Annotated in this window: 3 protein-coding genes and 2 pseudogenes; 2 read left to right on the top strand and 3 right to left on the bottom strand. The window is 61.2% G+C overall.

Annotated elements, in window-relative coordinates:
• Positions 1-218 precede the first annotated feature (218 nt).
• Together ATN84_RS08715 and ATN84_RS08710 are read right to left on the bottom strand one after the other, a co-directional pair.
• Entirely contained in the window at positions 219-7,145 is a 6,927-nt protein-coding gene (locus ATN84_RS08715; RefSeq protein WP_068881292.1) for a SpvB/TcaC N-terminal domain-containing protein, read from the bottom strand.
• 80 nt (positions 7,146-7,225) lie between these two features.
• Positions 7,226-18,274, bottom strand: coding sequence for a Tc toxin subunit A-related protein (locus ATN84_RS08710; protein ID WP_068881291.1), 11,049 nt, complete (start codon positions 18,272-18,274; stop codon positions 7,226-7,228).
• 478 nt (positions 18,275-18,752) lie between these two features.
• On the opposite strand from ATN84_RS08710, the pseudogene ATN84_RS08705 reads away from it, so the two are divergent.
• Positions 18,753-19,112 (top strand): annotated as a pseudogene (locus ATN84_RS08705) (transposase); the annotation flags it as partial.
• A 369-nt stretch (positions 19,113-19,481) separates the two neighbouring features.
• On the opposite strand, the pseudogene ATN84_RS26780 reads toward ATN84_RS08705, so the two are convergent.
• Positions 19,482-19,667 (bottom strand): annotated as a pseudogene (locus tag ATN84_RS26780) (transposase); the annotation flags it as partial.
• A 261-nt stretch (positions 19,668-19,928) separates the two neighbouring features.
• Between ATN84_RS26780 and ATN84_RS08700 the strand changes: the two are divergent.
• The gene (locus ATN84_RS08700) at positions 19,929-20,348 is read left to right on the top strand and encodes a DoxX family protein (protein ID WP_068881289.1); all 420 of its coding nucleotides are present in this window, start codon (positions 19,929-19,931) and stop codon (positions 20,346-20,348) included.
• The last annotated feature ends 240 nt before the right edge of the window (positions 20,349-20,588 follow it).

Raw genomic sequence — 20,588 nt, 5'->3', positions numbered from 1 at the left:
CCTCATCCGTCAGACCTATCCGTTCGCCCAAAGCTGCCTCCAAATGGCAGCCTTGAATCAAAATTGGATTCCGCAGTCAACCTTTGTCCACGAGCGCTAGCCAATCACCGCCCATTCCTCATCCGTCAGACCTATCCGTTCGCCCAAAGCTGCCTCCAAATGGCAGCCTTGAATCAAAATTGGATTCCGCAGTCAACCTTTGTCCACGAGCGCTAGATTTATCTCTTAACTTTTTCTGGAGGAATTGCAGTAAGTAATCTGACAAATTCCGCTCCAATGTCTCTCATCCAGATAAATGTAACCTGGGCGGTTCTTTGCTCCATGGTTTTTTTTCTGGTTTCTTCGTTCATCCTAATTACCACCCCAGTTATTGGTGTCATCTGACTGTATCTCGTCCCATATTGGTCTGTTCGCTCTAGGGTCGCAGTCGTGGAGTCAAATTTGATCTGATCAGCCAACCGATAGGCGTCCGATCGATAGAACCCAAGCGCCTCCCTAAAAAATTTAGCTTTTGGGCCACCCTCTTCATGGTAAGGATGCAGCAGATAGCTCTGGAGTCTACCAATAACACTGCCCCGCTCATCCCTTGCTCTACGATCCTCAACCCCTTCCGTCATCTTCACCAGCAGTACAGTCCCTCCCTCCCCCATCGCCGGCCCCTCCTTATTTGCCAGCAGAGGATATGGGGACCTAATTGATGGACGCGGAGGATCCCACCAAATCGGTTCATTTGGATATTCCTCCCAAAGTTTCATCCAATTCTTGAACTGGTTGGACAACGCGCGTTCTTGGGCTTTCAGTTCGGCGGTTTTCTTTTCTTGCTCGCCCCTAGCCTTCGCTTCAGCACTGTTTTCCCCGTTTACTTCTTGTTGTTGTCTTAGCGCTTTTTTTTCTGCCCTCTTCCCCATCAACCCGCTCGGATCCGTGTACGTCGTCGGGTTAGCGCCGACATAGGCATAAAGGTTCGGCCCGTCGATTGTCCCGGCCGGGTCTGGTGTGAGCCATCGTCCCATGGAGGGGATGTAAGTTCGCATGCCGATGTGGTAGAGACCGGTGGCTTGGTCGCGTTCCCGGCCGGTGAAGCGGTAGCGCTTGATGTCGAGGTCGAGCTGCGAGCGACCCTTGGCCAGCGCCGTGCCGCCATAGGGAAAATATTCCTCATAGGTGATGAGGAGGCCGGCTTCGTCGAGCTCGATGGTGACCGAGGACTGCTTGTTATCGAGCTGGTAGCGCCATTGCGGTGTGGGTTCGGCATCGTCGCGATCGATGACTGCGAGGCGCTCTTGGCCGGCGCGGACGCTTAGGCAGGAGCCTTCGCCCGTTACGGTTTGTGTGCCATCGGTGATACGGGTGCGGCGAATAAGGATGAGATTGCCGATATAGAGCGTGTCCTCAAGCGTGGTGCCGCCATTGTCCAGCCGGCGCAGGGTCTTGCGCCGGCGCTGGCCGCCGGCGTCATAACGGTAGAACTCGGCGTCGTCATCGGCGCCGCTGCGCGCCACCAGCACCGCCGAGGCCATGTGGTTGCGTTCGTCGAAGGTGATGGCGGCAAGGTTCGGCAGGCGAGTCAGATTGCCCGAAAGGTCGTAGAAATCGTCCGGCGAGAGGCCCGTCGCGGTCTCGGTCGGCACCGCATGGTTGGAGGTGGGCGAGACGGCGAAGCTGCGGGTCCAGCTCCCCTGGCCAGCGCCGCCGTCGGCCGCATGGCGGATTTCTATGAGATTGCCGGAGCGGTCGATATCGTAGCGCTCGGTATAGGCGACGAGGCGGGTGGGGTCGTCGCCGGCCCCTAAGCCCGGCACGCGAAGTGCGTCCGGTGCGGCAAGGCCGGCTTGCTGACGTCCTTTGGCGATGCGCAGGCGGTAGAGCGAATCATAGGTATAGTCGCTGAGCGGCTCGGTGAGCGCGTTGTTCCAGTAATCGTCCGGATCGACATTATGGCGGATGCGCGTCACATTGCCGACCGGATCGTAAGTGATGGCGTCGTCCTGCAGCACGGTCTGATCTGTGTCGCGTGTCGTCGTGATGGCGGCAAGGCGCAAGGTGTCGGGATCATAGCGGCGCACCGTCGCCACGCCGTTAGCAAGCCGCGTCTCAGCCTCCACGCCGGCGGCCGAATAGCGCCGTCCCGTCATGACAGAGCAGGGGGTGGCCGTGCGGCTGTCGGCGAGAGAGACCGCCTTGAGCCAGCCATTGCAATAATAGACCGAGATTTCGACGCTGCCGTCGGCATTGATGATGGCGAGCGGCCAGCCGCGCCGGTTATAGACGGCGCCGAGCTGCCATTCGTCCGCCAGCATCCTCACCTTGTCCGGATCGCTCCAGTCGATGGGTCCGCCATAGGCGGCGGGGAAGCGGCGCGTCTCCTCGGTCGGCTCGCCGGTGAGGCTGTAGGCGGCGATCAGGCCTTCCCCGGCCTGATCGCGGGAAATGACGACGCGGCCGCGCGTATTGAAGGCCGCATCCGTGCCGTAAACGAAGCTCTCAGCCTCGAACTCGGGGCCCGCGCTGGTGACGAAGAGGCCGACGGGCCGGCGCAGCGTGTCATAGGTGTGGCGCAGACGGGTGCCTTTATTGTCCCAGCCATAGAGTGGATTGCCGAGCGCGTCCCCAAGCATCAACTGCGTGCCGGGCTCGTCTTTGCCTCTATCGCTCGAAGTGACGCTGACCGGTTTGCCGGCCATGTCGTAGCGGCTGACTTGATTGTAAAGGGAGGTGGCCGCCCCAGCATAGAAGCGCGGATCGGCCAGCGCCGTCACGGCGCCGGCGATGTCGCGCCAGGTTCCGGTTTCGAGAGTGGCGGGCTCTTCGGCCGCGGGATCGCCTGGATCGGCGAAGACCTCGATGCGGCGCTCCAGGATGTCGCGGCCGAGCGGATCGAGAAGAAAGGTGGTGGGGGTGCCGTCGAAGACAGCCGCCTTCAGGAGGGCGTCGTGCTCGTCGGCGAAGGCAGGACCAGTATTGCCGATATGGGTCTTGTAATAGGGCGAGGCCGTGACAGTATCGTTCTCATCGAAGACCACGCGTTCCCAGGCGTGATATTCGATGCGAGAGAAAAAACCCGGTGGCGTGTCGCTGCGCACGAGCCGACCGAGCGCGTCATAGCTGTCGCGGGTGAAGGGCGCGTCCGGCCGCGGCACGAAATCGGGCTTGGCCACGACGAAGGGATTGTAGCGCTTGATCGGCTGGCCCCGCTCGTCATAGGCGACCTGGCCCGTGACGACGAAGGCGTCGTCCGCAGCGCCGTCGCCGCCGGCGTCCTCAATGAGGGCGGCGGCATCGACCCTATCGAGCCGAGCGAGCGGTCGCAGGCTGCCGTCGACGAAGGCGAGAGAGGCACTGATGCGGCGCGGCTCTGGCTGCCATGCAGCATCGGCCGGTCGCTCGGCCCTGTCGGCCTCTATGGAGATGCCGTAGACCGGCCCGCCGCCCTTTGAGAAGGCAAAGAAATCGATGAAGTGATAGCTGCCGGCGCCCTGCAGGAATTTTTCCGGGTCAGCCAGAATCTCGGCGCGGCCGGCCGGCATTGTGTAGACATAATCGGTCAGCGGCCGGTCGCCGACCGCCTCGTCGAGGATGGTGCCGTAGTGCGAGACGGCCACCATGGTGCCGAGTGGCCCATAGACGGTCTCGGTGCTGTTGCCGTTGATGTCGGTGACCCTGAACGGCTGGAGCGCCTGGTAGTCGATCTCGGCCTCAATGGTCTGCCCGAGCGCATCGATGACGGAGGTGATCTGCAAGAAGTAGCGGTCGTAGCCGAAGACCGTGACGGCGCCGAAGGGGTCTGTCGTGGAGATCGGGCTGTACCAGGTGGCGGCATCGCCATAGGCGCGCCGCGCGTCCGGGTTCCACCAATAGCCGTCGGCAAGGACATAGCCGGCGCCTTGGCCGTTCAAGGCTTCGAGCATGGCGGGCTCGACGCGTGTCCCGAAGACATCGGTGACGAAGGCTTCGGGAAACACCGCCATGTGCTGCTCATAGAGCAGCCCGGGCGCGGCGATCTGGCCCAACGGCAGGGGTGCGCTCTGCGCACCATTCCAGTAGACGTTGCGTGTCCATTGAAAAGGGCGCGCCTGCAATGCGCCAGGCGTGAACGGCAGGCCATAGGGGATGATCGCCGCAGGTTCGAGCGCGGCGACGACGGCGCGGTCTACGGCAGTGAAATCGAGGAATGCCCCAGTGGTGTCGAGGCCGCTGATCTCCAGCACCCTTTCCTCATATTGCAGGCCGATATAGCGAAACGGCTCGGCCGCCGTATCCGGATGGTTGACGAAGGCGTTCTGCGTCGCTGTGACGATGAGCGTTTTCTGCTGTGGCGGCAGTATCTCTCCGCCGACGGGTCGGCGCGGATAGGCTATTGATGCCGAGCGCAGAACATTGCCGAAAGCATCGAGCGCCAGATTGAAGCCGTCGGTGACGCGCGCCTCTTCGCTCGAGCCGTCCTGCTCGGTGCTCCGGCTCTGCCGCTGTGTCACCCGGAAGGCCGCTGGGCTGTCGCCGATGCGTGGCTGTAGTAGTGTTACCAGATAGTTTTGGGCCGAGGTCTGATAGGCCACTGGCTTCGGTATCCCGTTCTCGCCTATGCCGGTGACCGAGGTCGCCGCCTCATGGTCCTTGAGAGCCCAGTAGGCCTCACGCACGGTGTCGCCGCCGATGGCAAATATCTCTGGGGAAAGAACATCCGGCGGCACCAACGGTGCATCCTTGAAGCCGGGCAGCGGCACCGAGCGTGCCTCCTGAAGCACGGCAGCGCCGGTGTTATACCAGTACCGCGCCAGACAGGGCTCCAGCCCCTCTTCGGCTGCGGCCACGGCGCGTTGAGCAGGAAAGTGCCATAGATCGTCGGCAACAGTCTGGCTATCCTGGCTCTGCACATAGGCGAAGCCGCGGAATTCGCGCTCGACGGGATCGAAATAGCCATCGGCATATTGATAGCGCCGGATGCTGACGAGACCGGTCGTCGCGTCGGTGACGGCGACGGTGTCGACCACCTGCACCACCATATTCAAAGGCGTTGCCCATGGTCGCCCAGCACGGCGATCGGCCAGCTGGAAATGGGTGGAGCTCCGCCAAGTCAGCCGGGTCTCAGCGCCGTAGCCATTATCGATGGTAGCAAGCAGATACGGCTTCTCGCCGGTTGCGAAGGACAGGGCATGGTGAACGACCTGTGGCTCGGCCTTGCTCACCACGAAGGCACTCTGTCCGTCCCCGAAAACATCCGCCCAGTTGATCGTGTCGAGGTCGTTGACGCGGAACGGCACGGCGACGATGAGTGGGTCGGAGAAGGCGTTGCCGCTCTCGTTGCGGTGAATGGCCAGATGCGTGGAATAGACGAAGATGAGGTCGTCATAGCCCGAGCCGGTGATGTCGGCGAAAAAGACGCGCCTGGAGGTCAGCGCCTCGCCAAAGCGTGGCACGTTGGCGAAGGTCACCGGGGCGCCGAAGCGGCCGTAGCCGAGGGTCGGCCACACGGTGAGCTTGCCGTCGGTCAGTCGCACGCGGTGCTGCAGCCCATCGCCGAAGACATCGGCGAATGTGACAACTTCGCGCTCATCCTGCCCAGGCGCGGCGGCGAAACCCGGTACGACCGCGCGCAAGACTGGCGGATCGAAACCGCGGGTACCGTGCGATGCATAGACCCGGATGCGATCCGGAGCGGCTTCGATCATCAGGTCCTGTCGGCCGCTGCCGCTGAGGTCGGTGATGAGCATGCCCGGCTCCGTCATCTCCGGCGCAATGCCGGCGAAGGGCACGAATGTCTCCCAGCTACCGTCATTGTTGTTGCGGTAGAAGCCGGACCGCTGCGGCACCTGCACGACGAGGTCCTTATGGCCGTTGCCGGCAACATCCATCAGCACGCAGCGCCCCTCGGCGAGCGCGCTATCGGACGGAAAGTGCTTCGGCGGCAGTGGCGGCTCGTAGCGCCCCTCGCCAAGCGCCCGCCAATAGGCGAGCACCGAGGTATTGTTGTAAAGCACGCCGGGGATGCCATCGCCGTAGAGGTCGACAAACTGGTAATGGTCTCGGCCCGGCAAACCGGGAATTGGCGGCAGGTCGGGCACCTCGAGCTGCGTGAAGCGGCTGGCAGCAGGATCGAAGCCGCCGAAGCCGAAACGCATCGCGGGCATCGCCTCGCTGATGAGACGCCCACTCTTCTCCTTGCGCCAGCCGATGCGCTGCGCCGAGGTGAGCATAGAAAAGTAGGGCGTCTCATCATAGTTGAGAGCGAGCACTCCGGTCAAGCAACTGCCGACCCCCACTTCGTCAGGGAAATGGTGCACCGTCAGGATGTTGCGGCAAAGCCGCCAGGTGCACAGCTTGAAGCCGGGACGATGGCTCGAGAACGGATCGCGCCGCACCGGCCAGGGCCGCACCGGTGTGAGCGACGGCAACTCGTATTCGCCATAGTCGAAGAGAACCTCGACGGCGAAGCGCTCATCGCCCGTCTCCGAGCGATAATTTCCGTAGCGAACCGACTGGAGGTAAAGCTGCGGTCCGGGCAGGCGGTCGCCAGGGGGCAGGCCGGCGCCATCCTCGCGCTTGTAGCCATAGACGGTGCGGTTACCCTTGGCGTCGATGCGTTCCGAGATCAACCATTGAAAGATGTTTTGCACCGCTGCCGGGTCGGCGATGCGGCTGTCGGCATCGGCTCCATAGAGCGTCGTGGCGTTGTCCGCATCGACAACCTTCCAGAACGATGTGCCGTCCTCGTCATGTTGCCACCATTCGATGCGCCTGTTGCCGGTTTCAACACGCTCTCTGTAGCCGATAACGGTATAATCCCCCTCCTGACGCTCGTCGGCCACCCAGTCGTCGCCGTTCAGGTCATAATGTGGAGTGAGTTTGCTGCCCGAAAGAGCGAAGCGGTCGCTGCGGCTGTAGCGTGGGATGCCCTTGTCGGTAAGGCGGGAGACGGAGGCGACATCAAGCGAAAAGCCGACGCCGAAAGGGCCGTTCTCCCGAGTGCCGCCATAGCTGAGCGCCAGGGCCGGTGCGTTGTCCCGCAGCTTTGGCGCCTGCACCGGCATCGAGAAGGAAGGGGTTCCGGAGTTAAAGCTGACCTCGAAATTCTCGCCATAGCCCGAAACCAGGCTGCCCTCCTTCACCTCGATCCTGGGCGTCCCAATCTCGGGTACATCCTGCATGACGACACTCTCTTCAGCTCTTGATTGAGAATCCTGAAACGGCCTTCACCTTCGCCTCAGGCGCGGCTTTGCCGGTTTATTTAATCAGAGAGGTTCACGTCTCCCATGTAGTAAAAAACGATCTCCATATTCTTCAACGCATCCGCATTCAGCTTGCCGTCGGTTTTCAGTGTAGCGGGAGTATTCCTGAGGTCGAACACGACCTCGACCGGCCTGGACGCCACTTCGCTGACGGACGGCGCCCCTGCCTCCTCGAACATACAGTTCTTTGTGTTGTCCGGTCCGATATCCACCTCGACAATCGTCTGCTTGCCGAGATTGACGCTGATATACGATCCGGCAACGGGCTCATTGGCGGACAAACGGATGTAGAAGCCCAGCAGCTTGGCCTTGTCCACGTGCGGCGGCACGAAATCGGCGATGGGTAGTGACAGGGTCTGCGTGTCCGACGTCTGGCCGACGGAGGCGAAGAAGAGCCGCCAGGCGTCGTAATACATCGAACGGCAGTCGATATATTCGAGACCCGCGAATCTGTTCAGCTCAGCGAGCTTGGCCACCTTGCGACGAAAGGCGTCACCGCCATCACTGGCCGTGTATTTCAGGCGGATGATCACGTCACTGATGGCATCGAAGGCGATGTGATTGGTGCCCTTCGGAAGGCTCAGCCGCCAGGACGACACGGCCCCGGTGCCCTCGAAAGGCAAATAGCGGCTGTCCTCCAGGTTGAGCGCGAAAAGGCCACTGTCCTCCTGCCCGTTCGACAGCACGATCTCCTGGTGGTTGCGCCAGTTGCTGCGCATCGCCGAGGCCGGCGGCACCGTGGCGTCCTCCTCTCCAAGCAGGAACTTGACGGCATTGAGCCCTTGGTTGTCGGGCTTCAGGACGACCTGGTTGCTGAGCTGAGTCAATGTCCCCTTGATGTTCCGATAGGGCCCTACCACGCAGGGAATCGAGACCGAGAGCGTCTTGATCTTGCGGCTGTAATGACCGGGGAAGTCATGGTCGAACAGGCTCTCGGAGAATTCGAAGAAGCACTCGCCCTTCTCGCGTAATTGGATCAGGGCTAGGGGGTTGATCTCCATCAGCGAGATTGTGCGCTCGATTTCCAGCGACCGCGGCGCGCCGAGCACGCTCGCCGCCATCTGGGTGAGCGCCAGTTGCAGACCATCGGCCGAGGTCAGGCCGCGATGAGCAGTGTTCCAGTAATCGAAGGTCACAAAACGGCGATCACTGTTGTATTCGAATTGATAGGCCCGCTGCGCCGTCAATGCGAGCTGATGGGCGAGCATATAGATTTGGAATTGAACGCGGCCGATCTGATTGGCCATCCATTGATAGAGCGCCTTGTTGGTGAACTTGTCCTTGAGGAAGGTTGCCCGCTCCCGGTTCTGCCGGACCGTCTCCTCGTGAACGTCAAGCCCCTGCTTGACGAGGGCGATGCGGATGGAGTTGGCTTGAATTTGGGCGTCGATCTGCGCCACGTCATGGGCGGCGAGCTGCTCCTGCAGGCTCCACTCCTGGGCGCGGCGCTCATAGGAGGCGAGGGTCGAGATCTGCTGTGATGCCGCCAGCGTGAGCGCTCCTGCTGTCTCGAGCACGCCACCGAAAGCCATGAGGGAGTTGCCGATCTGCGTCCCGCCGTAGGTCATGGCGAAGGGCGAGCCGACCTGGGGCGCGGTAAAGGCGATAGATGCCCCCGTCTTAACGACCGAGCCCATTATGTTTAAGGCTTGTCCGGCCAGCATGCTGTCGAGGCTTGCCTGCTCCCGGGCCGAGATGCCGTTACTGATCAGCCCGGCATAATAGGACTGCCGGTCATGCGCGCTGGCGAGGCTTTCCTCAAGCGCCTTGCCGTTGGTCTCGGCCTCGGCGATCTCTTGCTCCTTGATCATGGTGGTCATCTTGAGGAGCAGGTTCTCCTGCTCCGTGGCCAGCAGGCTCAGGGCCTCCGCATCCTGCCTTTCCAGCGTCGACAGCAAAGCGGCGTTGAGGCCGGCGAGTTGGGCGACGATAGCCTGGGTCCGCTCGATGAGGAAGCCGAAGCGATAATGAGGCACCCCTTCCGCCAGGGCGTTCGCCAGCGCCGCGGCCCCGCCGCCGGCCATCGCCTGGATCAGCATCGCCGGGTCGATCGGCGGCGCGAACAGCGCCAGCGGCACCGTCTGCCCGTCGATGTTCATGCAATGGCGGATTTTGAACAGCCGGTCGTCGACACGATCCCAGTATTTCATGAAGTCCGCGTTCTCCGGCACCGCGAAATAGGCGATTATATCGTTGACCGGCTGGCTCACGTAGCGGGCATTGTCGTCGGTTCGGTAGAGGAACGGCGTGTTCTCCAGATCGATGAGGAACTGCGGGATCCCGTCCTTATATTTCTCCTTGAGTTCGCTGAAGCTCTTGGGCAGTGGCAGCGGCAGGCGTCCTTGCGAGACCGGTTTCTTGCCGAGCAGATCCTGGGCGAAAATGTAAAGATTGGTCGCCTGGGTGATGGTTTCGCGGGTGTATTGCGTGAACAGCGCATCGCCCCAGTCCAGCACCGCGTCGACATAGCGCATGACGATCGCCTTGGCATAGGCGACATGGCGGATCGCGGCGATGGCGTCGGGATCGAAGGGATCGTTATTGTAGGCCTTGATCTGGCGCGGATCGGTGAGGCTGGCGGCCAGCGACGGCTGATCCATATGGCGGAACGGCCGGAACCGCCAGAAGCGCGTGGCCGACTCCGGCTCGTCATCAGCGCTGGGCGGCTGCATCGGGTTGAAGATGTATTGCAGCCAGGTCAGCGCCTCCTCGAACTTGCCAGCGCCCTGCAGGCGGTCGGCGACCAGGAACGGCGCGTGGAAGAACAGCTCCCAGAAATAGAGGCCGAAGGCGCCGTCGAAATCCATTAGCGCCGAGGCCGGCGGAACGACCTGCGGCGTGAGCGCGGTGGCCACGCGGGAAAAGCGGTCGAACGGCAACTCCTTGAGATATTGCGAATCGGGCGACAGCAGCGCGTCGATGCCGTCGAGGAACAGCCGGCGCTGCAGCTCCGGCATCACCGAGGTCGACAATCGGGTAAAGGAAAAAGCGGTCTCGGCGAGGGGTTTGCCCGAGGCCGTATAGCTCCCCGTGCTCAGGATCTGGCTGTCCACCAGACCCGTGCTCCAGACCTGACCGTTCAGTAGATTCGTGTTGTTCCACGGCCGTAGACTGCGCAGCAGGGTCTCGGAAATGTGCCGGATCGTCTTGTCATCCGGCTGCACGAGGAAAGTCTCGTCTTCATTGTCGAACAGGAAGGTGCTCGGCTTGTTGCCAACGGGCATCAGTGACGCCCCACCCCTATTGATGTTGAACAGGAGGTCGACGCTGCCCTCTACCTTTGGACGCCGGTCGGAATCCAGCTGGCCGGGCAGGTTCGTGCCCCAGTAATTGTCATAGAGCAGATTGCCGCTGGGATGGACAGCGAGGCGCGCGAACTGGCGCAGCAGTTCGGGACGATAGGGGCGCGCATTGGCTTCGGCGCTATAAGCATAGTCCGTCCACAGCACCTTGGCCGATGAGCGCGCTAGTTTGGCGTCAATGAAGGTGCAGTTCGACAGCGGCACGGTGCCACCGATAGGAACAGTGTTATATAAATCCGCCAGTGTCAGACCGTCGTAGACCGATTGGCCAACCCTGTTCCACGCGGCGATAAAGTTGTCCTTTTCAGGATTTTCCTTAGGCGAGAAGCTGGACGAACCATACTTAATATCCGTTCCCCTCGGTGCGCTGTAGCAGACCATGATCGTCTCGTCGCCGCGCCGGCCGGGAATCAGGGTATAAGGGACGCCCGTGTACGCTTCGGTCCAGTTTTGGTCGACGACAAGGCTTTCCTGGGTTTTGATTTCGACAACGACATAGGACTCGCCGCCGATGGCAATCATGTCGCCTAAAACGACTTCATCAAGGAAGCGCGTACCATTGCCGGTGACGATCTTCAGGTTCTTGGCCGCACTGACTATGCCGGTGCCGGTGAAGGGCTTGAGGTGGCTTGCCTCATTCCGGGCAAGGATCTTATATTCGACGTGCTCGACCGTCCTCGACCAGGGCTGCGTGACGACGAGTTGGTCATCGTTTGCCACGAGGCTGACAATGCGGCTCTCGCCGAAGCAGACGATGGTATCGCCGGCCCGCACCTCGCGTGTGAATTGCGTGCGGATGCCGTTAACAACATCGAGCCCCTCGGAAATGTCCACATACCCCGCTCCGGCGAAGCCGCGGCCGGTAGCGAGCACGTAGGGAAACAGCCAATAGCTATTCTCCTTGCGCAAGGACTCTGGGACCGGATTGCTGAAGGCGTAGTTGGGATGGACGTTGAGGAGCGCCATGTCGTCGAGCACCTGCGCGGTCGACCATTCGCCGTCATTGTAGAAGGCGTAGCGAAGGGTCGCCTTGTCGACGGTCTGCGTGCTCGAGTTTTGATTGGCGACGGTGCCGCTCTGCGACCTGTCGAATTCGCTCCAGAAGATGAAGAACCGGCCGAAGGCATGGACCGGCGACAGCCGTTCGCCGGCGATGCTGAGGTCGATCGCCTGCCAGGGGCCCCACTCGACCGCGTTGTCGAGGGTGCGGAAATAGAATTGATAAGGCTGCGCCCGGGTGCGACCGACCAGGAACAGCGTGTCCTCGTCCTCGCCCGTCTGCGGGTTTTTGCGGCGCGCCTGATAGGCACCGGCCGGGGTCAGGCCGCCCAGCACCGCCAGACCTTTGAGGAAGGTCTCGAACGGCTTCACCACATTGTCCTTGGTCGCGTCATTCTGAAGCAGGTCCGAGGCCAGTGTCTCGAAATCCGGCGTCGCATTCTGGCGCAGCGACGGCTCGAGATAGTTCTCTGGATAGAGAAAAATCCGGCGGTTGGCCTCCCAAATCCGGTAGTTCATCATCCACGACCACCAGATGTCCGGGATGTCGAGCGTGAGCACGCCCGGCTCCTGCATCATCCGTGCCCGCTGCAGATAGAGCTGCGTCGAGGCGATCGCCTGGGCAATGGGCGAGGTGGTGGCGCAGGAGCCCATCTCGACATCGAGCAGCAAATAGCGGTAGAGATCGTTGACGCTGGCGATCGCCGGGTTGGCGGCGTTCATCCACCACAGCACATTACCGACGAGCGCATCGCGCGAGGCGGCGTTGACCTCGCTGTCGATGGCCGCATCGGCGTCCGTGCGCGCCTGGCCGCTGAAGGTGGCGCTGACGATGCCGCGGGCGGTCTCGGCCGCGTCCTCATACGTCTTCCAATAGGCCGGATCAACGGTGCCGGGCCTCTCCTTGGACTCGATCGGCAGATGGCTGGTAGCGATCAGCTCCTTCAGCGTCTGCGCGCGCACGCCGAGCCGGCGCTCGATGCCGAAGACGGTGGCAAGTCGCGTCAGCCCCGCAACCGTGTCGGCATCCTCCGCCGCCGGCTGCGGCCAGAAATAGGCGGTGAGCAGATCGACATCCCTGGCGTCCCATCCGGTCGCCGCCGCCAGCGCCGCCGCCTTGCGGCCGGGATGATCCTGGTCGTCGGCGGGCGTATTGAAATAGGTGATGAGCTCGTCCTCAAAAGCCCCGACGGCATTGCGCAGCGTTACATAGGCCGCGATGCTGCTGATATCGCGGATGCCAAAGGCTGGCCAATCGATGTTGAAATGCTTCCCGCCATCCGTTGAGGTGAAATAGGCCGTCTCGACCGGATCGAGCCGGCAGGCGCCGGCGACGATACCGAACCGCGCCACCTCGGCGATGAATGCCCGCGCTGGCTTGGGCGGCGTGCTCCCATCCGGCAGCGGCGTCAGGAAAACCTCCAGATAGTCGGGCAGGGGCGCTCGCTCGCTCGCGAAGGGCAGCAGCGCCGTTACCGTCGGTTGCGCCACGCCGATGAAGCTGGCCAGCGCCCGGGTGAAGGTCGTCTGCTGCACGTCGAGCGTCTGGTCGAGGATGTTGATGAGGCTGTCGATCCCCTCGCGCGCCGCCAGCAGGATCTGGCGCACGGTCTCCACCTTGGCGACGGCACCCTCGGAAAAGATCGGGGCGAGGAAGGAAAGATCGGTCGCTTGCCCGAAGGATTGCGCCACCGCGACGACCCCGGACGGCTGCGGCTCGAGGATCGGCGGCTCGTTCTGGAGCAGCGCGGCATAGACATTCTTCGACTCCTCCGCGCTGATGTTCTTGTTGGCGTTGGCGAAGGAGGCGTCGTTGAAGCCGAAGATGGAAGCGTCGTCGCTGATGTGGACCGGCAGCAGACCGGCGACGGCGTTATAGCTGACCGTATGGTCGGCCGTCTCTTTCTTCTTGTCGAGCGGCAGCACGATGCCGGTCGCGGTGACGAACGCCTCCGCCACCAGCTTGCCGAACAGGGCATCGGCCTGTGCCGCATCGAGCTGCACGGCGGCGAGCGTGGTGCTGGAGAGATGCGTCGACGCGGCGCTGGCGGCGAGGTCGGCCATGAAGCTGGCGACGTCGCCCTCGGCATAGGGCGGGGAGAAGCCCGTGGCGGCGCCGGTGACGATATACTGGATCTGCGCGACGTCGAAGTCGCTGTCCACGACCCAGTGCGCCAGGGCGAACTGATCCGCGAGCCTGTCGAGCGCGAAGCTGACGGCATTCTCCGGCGGGAGAAAGTAATCCCTCTCCGTTGGATAATAGGCAAGGCCAAGGAAGGTCAGGTAGGTGTCGACCGTCCAGCCGAACCGCTTCGCCGTGGCGGCAAGCCGCCACAGCCAGCTCAGATTGGCGAGCGTCAGGCTCATCTCGTCGGGCCTGGCGGTGCCGGTCAGGTGCTGTACATAGATGGCGAGCCGGGTAAGATCGGCGTCCTTGACCTGCAGCGCCGCACGCAGGCGGCTGCGGATGACATCGTCCGTCCCCTTCTCCTTTCCCTCCTCGGGGTTGACGTTCCAGAGCTGCGGCGGGTCGCGGAAGGGATCGAACGGCGTCGTCGAGTCCTTCGCATAGGGATCGGCGCCCTGCAGCATCAGGGGGGCGTTGTAGATTTTGTCGAACTGGTCCCGCGGTTTGCCCTGTTCCACGCGGCCCGTCGTCTTCAAGGCGTGGAACAGCGCGGTGATCTCGACGACGCCGAGTTCCTCGCTTTCCATCAGCGTGGCGATGCGGCCGAGAGCCATCACCAGTTCATCGGTGATTTCGGTGGCGCCGCTCGCGGTGATCGCCCATTGCAGATCGGCGAACGACCAGCCGAGGCTGCGTGCCAAGCGCAGAAAGCGGCTGATCCGGTCGAGCCGTTGCAGCGTCAGGCCGGACAGGCGCTGCACCGGATTGCCCGGATCGTTGCTGAAATAGGTCGTGATCGTGGCTGGCGTCTCGCCGGTGTCGTTGATGAAGAAGCCATTGGCGCCGCCGGCCTTGAGCTCGGCATCGTCGAGGTTCTGGCGCAGCAGCTCGGTCAACTCCGTGGGCGTCAGCCCGGTGCGCTCGCGGAAGACGTCGACGACGTCGAGCCCGTCGCGCGCCAGGATGGTGAAGTCGAGTGCCTCCCGGGTGATAGGAGCCTCGCTGTCGAGCTCCGCTTCGCTGTCGGAGAGAATCTCCGTCACGGTGCGCGTCTCGTCGCCGACCACGACAGGGAATACGATCTGATCGCCGACCTGTATCTGCCTGCGGAAGGCGGTGCCGTTGCCGGCAAGGCGCCTCGAGTCCTTGGTGAGCGAGATCGTGCCGGTTCCCGCTTTCGGCAGCACGTCGAGGATTCTGCCGCTGCGCTCAGGTGGCGCGATCATCAGGCCGGCGCCGCCATCGGCCGGCCACGGGGTGGCGACGGTCAGGCTCGTGTCCGAGTCGACCTTGGCGATCGGGACGGTGACGTCACCGACGCGGATACTGCCGCCATCGGCGAAATCCGTGGTAAAGGCCGTGCCGATGCCCTCGACACGCGTGTCGTCCCGCTTGTAGATGATGCCGCCCGAACCGATAAAGGCCGGGGACTGCCCCCCTCCCGGCACGATCAGATAGGAAAGATTACTCCCCGCGAAGGGAAAAGGCCGGTCGATCTTCAGGATGAGTTTGTTAACGAATTCAACCACAGTGCGCGCATGGTCACGCACGATGATCTTATCACCGACCGCGATCGACCACGGGAACCACGTATCATAATACTGGCTGACCTCATCGCTATTCGTTTTGAGAGTGATCGAGCCCTTGCCGACAATTGTGCGGTTAGTCGGGAGGACCCGATAGTAGATATCGGTCTTATCAAAGGGAAACGGCTGATCAATCGTCAGTTTTGTGTTGCTAATAACCTCGACAACGGTGCGCGTCTCACCGGCCGCGATGATCTTATCGCCGGGCGCGCGCCAAGACAAAAAATTTGCATCACTAGATGCATTGACCTCATTGCTATCCGATTTAACGTTGATCGTACCAATGCCTGGAAATGCGCGGTAGGGCCATCTGATCTGGTAGGCGACGCCTGTCTTACCGAAGGAAAAAGGCCGGTCAATCGTCAGTTTTGTGTTGAAGATTACCTCGACTACGGTGCGCGCCTCGTCCTCCACGATGATCTGATCGCCGGCCGTGATATAGATGAGGAAGTATGCTATAGACCCTGTCACCTCCGGGCTGTCGGCGTTGAATGAAATAGAACCATCGCCCGGAAATGTGCGGTGAGTCTGGCCGGTCCCAGGCACCGGCACGGCGACATAAGAGACGGCGCTGGTGGTCTCCCAGGGAGTATCCACCGTCAGCGCAGTATCGCTGTCGATGGCGCTGACGGTATGGGTGACATGGCCGATCGTCAGCTGATCGCCGGGGACGATTTCGGACTGAAAGCGCGTGTCGATGCCGATTACTCGTTGCGAGCCGGCGAGGGTGCCGACAATGCCGGCACCCGGAAAGGGCGGCGAGGTGCGCGGAATGTCATAGCCATAGGCCCGGGCGACGGCTGCCTCGCTCCCATCGGCCAGTTCGATCAGATAGCCCGCGCCGGCTCCCTCGGACCATGGCGTGGCCACGGTCAGGCTCGTGTCCGACGCGACGTTGGTGACCGGGACGGTGACGTCACCGACGCGGATCTCGCTGCCAGCGGCGAAGTCCGTGGTGAAGGCCGTGCCGATGCCCACGACTCCGGTCTCTCCTCGCCTGTAAACGATGCCGCCCGCGCCCTTCCTCACCGAAGTAATCTTGTAGATTTTGCCATTATAGGTGGCGGGCCAGGGCTGGTCGACCGTCAGGCTCGTGTCATCGGCAATAGCCGTCACGGTGTGTGCCGGCAGTTCCCGGTCAATGAAAAGGCCAATCGCGTCGTGGACCTTGACGTCGGTTAAGAACTTTGTGCCGGTTCCTCTGACCGTCGTATCATCCTTTGTGATGGCGACTTTGCCCTTGGCTGGGTTGGCCGGAGTGATCAGGTAAGTGTTGCCGCCATGTGAAATGGGCCAAGGCTGATCGACCGTGATGCTGGTGTCAGAAATGACCGAGGTCACGACGTGAGTCAGGCCTGTATCATCCCCCAACCCCCTGATGGTAATCGAGTCGCCGGGCTTGACTTCCGTCAAGAAGCTCGTGCCCGCTCCGGTGGCTGTCGTCTCACCTTCCGTGATGGCGACGACCCCGCTGCCCGGAAGTTCGGTTTTATAGGCGCCATCAAATGATATGGGCCAAGCCCGCGTGACCCTCAGGACATCATCGGAAATGACCTCGGCCACGGTACGAAACCCTAGATCCTCATGATCGAAGGTAACGGTAATCTCATCGCCCACCCTGACCTGAGTTGTGAAGCTCGTGTCCGTTCCCGTGACCGTGTTGCTCCCTTCTGTGATCGCGACATCACCCCTGCCGATGTTGAAGGGAACGATCGCGTAAGCGAACCCGTCGAACCCGAGAGGCCAAGGATGATCGACCGTAAGGCTCGTGTCGGAGACGATAGCCGTCACGGTGCGAACCGGTTCTATCCCGTCCACGGAAGCCCAAGGAATGGCAATCTGGTCGCCGACCCTGACCTCGATAAAGAAGCTCGTGCCCCTTCCCGTGACCATATCGCTAGACATCGTGCCGTCGATCGTGCCTTTGCCCGGGAATCTGTTCTCTCCTCGCACGGCCTCGTAGGAGACAGCAGTGGCCTCAGTCCAGGGGCTCTCGACCGTCAGCGCCATGTCGTTGGCGATGGCGGTCACCTTATGAGTCTCCGAGCCGATCGTCAGCCTGTCGTTAACGGCGATGTCGGACGTGAAGCGCGTGCCGATGCCGACGACATCGGGCGAGCCGGCCACGGTGCCGACAATGCCGGGGCCCGGAAAGCTGTAGTAGGCAGCATCGCCAGCAAATTTGGTAACGAGGGCAAGGTCGGCGACCGACAGCCCTGTCGTCTCGCGCGCTACATCGAGCGGCAGTACCGCATTATCATCGTCGGCGGCCGGGGTGGCACGGTCGACTTCCATCGCTCGGTAGAGCTCTACCAACGGGCACTGCATGACGGTGAGCGCGCGGCGCAGCGCCAGCAGTGGACGGTTGAACGGCAGATTGAACGGATAGGACGCCAGCGCCAGATATTGATAGGCCTCGCCCATGCCGCGCGCCGTGATCAAATGGGCGAGAATGTCATTGACCAGTGCCAGCGTCGGCACTTCGTCGAAGGTATTCGCGGGCGTGAGCTTCAGCGCGAACAGGTCGGGGCGGCGCTCCTCAAGCGTATAGCCCTTGGGAATGGTCCTGATCGGTGTCGTGTTTGGATAGGTGACGTATTCGTCGATGATCCGCATTAGATCAAAGAAATACGCCGCCGGGCTGAAGATCGTCTGGCCCGGATCGGTCTGGAAATAGTTCATATTCCCGAACAGCCCCGTATAGCTCGGGATCTGCGTGAAGTAATCCACCAGCTCCGAGTCCACGGTGTTGAAGGCCGCTTTACGATAGGCGGGGGAGGCGACCAGCTCCTTGACGCTGCCATAAAGGTGCAGCGCCGCCGTCTTGATATGACCCGCCTTGGCGTGGACGGCCAGCGCTGCCGCCTCGTCGTCGCCGAAAACCGGCTTCGTCATTGCAACGAAACGGGTCGGCGACATGGCCGCGATGAACGCCGCCGAATCGAGCCCCAGCGTCACGAGCGCCGCCGCCGTTTCGCTGTCGCCGGTCAGGCGGAGCATGCGCTGATGGGCCCGCAGGGCATCAACCCCCACTATGTTATCGGACCTCGTCGACCTCTTCGGCTTGCCCGAAGCGCGCACTTTCTTAGCGGAGGAGTTGCCAGCATTCGCTAAGCCGCCAGCTTGGAGCACTGCTTGAACCGCGGACTTGTCGAAAAAATCAAAAGTGACTAAATCGAAATCTGGATTCTTCTGTAAAAATTTCTGGATAGCTGATTTTTTGGTCCGGCCAGACTGCGATAAGCCCATGATCAATCCCCCAATTGCCGTGCCGCGAAAAGAAAATCATAAAAATCTTAAATAGTCTACAAGTATAGTTCCCTATGAAAATAGGACCCAATACAAGAACCATCGATCCGTGATTGTCCGCACATCAGAGCCTGTTGACAATTTGATAACCATGCTTTGGCAGCGGCTGGGGGAGGGAGGCTGCGAAGAATTTTCGCGCCTTGTCGTATCCGGGTGGCGACACGACGGAACTGTTTGAGCCGGTTGTGCGCACGCGCTGGGGAATGCCGCGGCACTGGTCGCTGCGGCGGGTGACGCAGCGACGTTCGCCAAGGGACGCGACCTCGCAGCGTGGTTGGGCCTCGTGCCTCGCCAAGCCACCACCGGTGGAAGACCAAAGCTCTTGGGCATTACGAAGCGCGGCAGCAGATACTTGCGCAAGATGCTGATCCAGGGCGCGCGATCCGCCATGCCCACGTTGGCAAAGAGCGACACCGCAATCGCGGCGTGGCTGCGAGGACTGCTTGCACGCAGCCATTCCAATGTCGCCGTCGTCGCATTGGCGGCAAAGATGGCGCGAACGGTTTGGGCCTTGCTCCACCACGAGCGAAGCTACAAGACCATGCCGGTGACAACAGACTAAGTCATATAGAAACGCGCACACGGCGAAAACGCCGCCGGATGCGATGAACTGCGAGTGGTAAAAGGAAGATGGCGTTACAATCGGTCGGCGTCCCGAAAACCTCCGGCGCAAAATGGCCTTCGGGGCCGGCCCCTTTATGAGGATCAGGACGCGCGGAGCTCTATCTTGGCAGTGGCCAGCGCGCCAACATGCCGGATACGTTTGTGCAGACTGTCCACACCATCATCCAATTGTCGCTTGCAAACGGGGCGGGCCATACGTTTGCGCCAGCAGCCTGAGAATGGCCCCGAACCGTGGTGCTGTCGATCATATGCTGCCAGCTGGCAGCCCCAGTTCGACGAGCATCTCCGGGAGTGCATCCCATACAGCCTCCTCCTCGAGCTGGCGAAGACGCTTCATCTCCGACGGCATCAGGCCCGCATACTTCTTGTGCTAATTGTAGAAGGTCGCATCGGAAATCCCTGACTTTCGGCAAACCTCCCCGATCGGCGTATCATCCTCCGCCTACTTCAACATGAACGCGATCTGCGCTTCCGAAAACTGCGATGCCTTCATCGTTTTCCGTTCCTTTCCCAGCCAGGAAAATCCACCGGAACTAACCATAACTGGTCCAGTTTGAAGGAGTCAGATCAGGGTCAGATCAATCGGAAAACGCTAATGTTGTTCATTATTTGACAATGCGATATCCTGAAAAGAGCATGTCAGTAGGCACACGAAAGCCGCCCAATCGCATCGACGATTTTTTGAGCAATGAACAATTGTCGAACGGGTCTAATTCAACAAAAAGTAATTATTTCAGCTTATTTGGAGCCTGACATGCCTATACGGCAGACGCCTCGAATCCACGTCTTTGCCCCACATATTCTAAGTATCCTGCGGATATTTGCGGCGGGATCGTTTTTTACCCATGGCATGATGAAGCTGTTTGGTTGGCCGGCGCCCTTCGAGTATCCTCTGAACAGCATGCTATATACGGCCGGAATTCTCGAAGTCGCCGGTGGCCTGCTATTGATACTGGGGCTGTTCACTCGCCCGGTGGCTTTTCTCCTCTCGGGGCTGATGGCCTTTGCTTATTTCATTGCACATAGCTCGACCAGCTTTTTTCCCGTCCTCAACCATGGTGAAGCAGCCATGCTTTATTGCTTCATTTTCCTCTACTTCTTCGCTGCCGGTCCGGGCCCCTGGAGCTTGGATGCCTTCGGGAACGCAAAGCTACATAGAATGAGGCCGATGTAGCTCAGGTCGCATGGTACGGTGGCTGGCTCGTCGTTAATCGTTTGGTGCTGATCAAAGGCCCGCTCCAAGAGCGTGCTGAAGAGATGGAAGAGAGCCTGACTGTGTACGTGGGCAAGCGAAAGATATCGGAGCTCGCCCATGATGATAATCCTGCTCCTCCGTCATTGTATTTCGGCAAGCTAGCGCTCGTGGACAAAGGGTATCCATAGTTTGACTGCGGCGATTGCGACGAAGCCGAGG

The organism is Paramesorhizobium deserti (assembly GCF_001558695.1).
GTDB classification, from domain to species: domain Bacteria; phylum Pseudomonadota; class Alphaproteobacteria; order Rhizobiales; family Rhizobiaceae; genus Paramesorhizobium; species Paramesorhizobium deserti.
This window is presented reverse-complemented; position numbering and strand designations above follow the sequence as displayed.